Annotated in this window: 2 protein-coding genes and 1 pseudogene; all 3 read left to right on the top strand. The window is 63.8% G+C overall.

All coding sequences use genetic code 11. The features are described 5' to 3' along the window. Nucleotides 1–543 (top strand): annotated as a pseudogene (locus C8K63_RS29915) (NAD(P)(+) transhydrogenase (Re/Si-specific) subunit alpha); the annotation flags it as partial. 11 nt (nucleotides 544–554) lie between these two features. After that, entirely contained in the window at nucleotides 555–905 is a 351-nt protein-coding gene (locus C8K63_RS29910; protein ID WP_046042645.1) for an NAD(P) transhydrogenase subunit alpha, read from the top strand. Further along, nucleotides 902–2328 (top strand): NAD(P)(+) transhydrogenase (Re/Si-specific) subunit beta (locus tag C8K63_RS29905; RefSeq protein WP_108219964.1); only part of this gene is annotated, 1427 nt, incomplete at its 3' end. The genes C8K63_RS29910 and C8K63_RS29905, both read left to right, overlap by 4 nt.

Below are 2328 nucleotides of genomic sequence, written 5' to 3'. Positions count from 1 at the left end.
GACGTGCGTCCGGCGGTGAAAGAGCAGATCGAATCCCTCGGCGCCAAGTTCGTCGACGTGCCTTACGAGACCGACGAAGAACGCGAATGCGCCGTCGGCGTCGGCGGTTACGCCCGCCCGATGCCGGCCAGCTGGATGCAGCGCCAGGCCGCGGCCGTGCACGAACGCGCCAAGCAGGCGGACATCGTCATCACCACCGCGCTGATTCCCGGCCGCAAGGCACCGACGTTGCTGAGCGCGCAAACCGTGGCCCAGATGAAACCGGGCTCGGTGGTCATCGACCTCGCGGCCGCCCAGGGCGGCAACTGCCCGCTGACCGTGGCCGATCAGGTGGTCGTCGAAAACGGCGTGACCATCGTGGGCCCGACCAACCTGGCCAGCGCCGTGGCGGCTGACGCTTCGGCGCTGTACGCCCGCAACCTGCTGGACTTCATGAAACTGTTGTTCGATAAAGACGGACAACTGGTGATCAACCTGGAAGACGATATCGTCGCCGCGTGCCTGATGTGCCGCGACGGCCAGATCGTGCGCAAGAACGGCTGAGGATAAAAACAATGGAAGACATGCTGATCTCTCACGGTATCTACAACCTGATCATCTTCGTGCTGGCCATCTATGTCGGCTACCACGTGGTCTGGAACGTCACACCGGCCCTGCACACACCGCTGATGGCGGTGACCAACGCCATCTCGGCCATCGTGATCGTCGGCGCCATGCTCGCCGCCGCCCTCACCGTGACCCCGCTGGGCAAGACCATGGGCACCCTGGCCGTGGCCCTGGCCGCCGTCAACGTGTTTGGTGGCTTCCTGGTGACCCGGCGCATGCTGGAAATGTTCAAGAAAAAAGCGGCCAAAGCGCCGGCTGCCAAGGCCGCTGCAGTCAAGGCCGAGGTGCAACAAGCATGAGCATGAACCTGGTTACGTCCCTGTATCTGATCGCCTCGGTGTGCTTCATCCAGGCGCTCAAGGGCCTCTCGCACCCGACCACGTCGCGCCGCGGCAACCTGTTCGGCATGCTCGGCATGGGCCTGGCGATCCTCACCACGGTCGGCCTGATCTACAAGCTGGGCGCCGAGCTGGCGCACGACGGCATCGTCTACGTGATCGTCGGCCTGCTGATCGGCGGCACGGCCGGTTCGATCATGGCCAAACGCGTCGAAATGACCAAGATGCCCGAACTGGTCGCCTTCATGCACAGCATGATCGGCCTGGCCGCGGTGTTCATCGCCGTGGCCGCCGTGGTCGAGCCGCAATCCTTGGGCATCGTGCAGAACCTCGGCGATGCGATCCCGGCCGGTAACCGCCTGGAACTGTTCCTCGGTGCCGCCATCGGTGCAATCACCTTCTCCGGTTCGGTCATTGCCTTCGGCAAGCTCGCCGGCAAGTACAAGTTCCGCCTGTTCCAGGGTGCACCGGTCCAGTTCAGCGGCCAACACAAGCTGAACCTGCTGCTGGGCCTGGCCACCCTGGGCTTGGGCATCACCTTCATGCTCACCGGCGACTACACCGCCTTCACCGTGATGCTGGCCCTGGCCTTCGTGCTCGGCGTGCTGATCATCATCCCGATCGGGGGTGCCGACATGCCCGTGGTCGTGTCGATGCTCAACAGCTACTCCGGCTGGGCAGCGGCGGGCATCGGCTTCTCGCTGAACAACTCGATGCTGATCATCGCCGGTTCGCTGGTGGGCTCAAGCGGTGCGATCCTCTCGTACATCATGTGCAAGGCGATGAACCGTTCCTTCTTCAACGTCCTGCTCGGTGGTTTCGGCAATACCGCAGAGGCCGCCGGCCCGGCGGGTGCGAAAGAAGCCCGTCCGGTGAAATCCGGGTCGGCCGACGACGCGACCTTCCTGCTGACCAACGCCGACACCGTGATCATCGTGCCGGGCTACGGCCTGGCGGTCGCCCGGGCGCAGCATGCGCTGAAGGAACTGACCGAGAAGCTGACCCACCGCGGCGTGACCGTGAAGTACGCGATCCATCCGGTGGCCGGTCGCATGCCCGGGCACATGAACGTGTTGCTGGCCGAGGCCGAAGTGCCTTACGACCAGGTGTTCGAGATGGACGACATCAACTCCGAGTTCGGCCAGGCCGACGTGGTGCTGGTGCTGGGTGCCAACGACGTGGTCAACCCGGCGGCGAAGAACGATCCGAAATCGCCGATTGCCGGCATGCCGATTCTCGAGGCGTTCAAGGCCAAGACCATCATCGTCAACAAGCGCTCGATGGCCAGCGGCTATGCCGGTCTGGACAACGAGCTGTTCTACCTGGACAAGACCATGATGGTGTTCGGTGACGCCAAGAAGGTCATCGAAGACATGGTCAAGGC

It is taken from the genome of Pseudomonas sp. GV085 (assembly GCF_003050925.1).
In the GTDB taxonomy this organism is placed as follows: domain Bacteria; phylum Pseudomonadota; class Gammaproteobacteria; order Pseudomonadales; family Pseudomonadaceae; genus Aquipseudomonas.
Note: the sequence above shows the minus strand (reverse complement) of the source record. Positions and strands in the feature narration are given on the sequence as shown.

Excerpts from the sequence above, each read along its gene's own strand:
- C8K63_RS29910 (WP_046042645.1), top strand. The coding sequence starts at position 555 with ATGGAAGACATGCTGATCTCTCACGGTATCTACAACCTGATCATCTTC.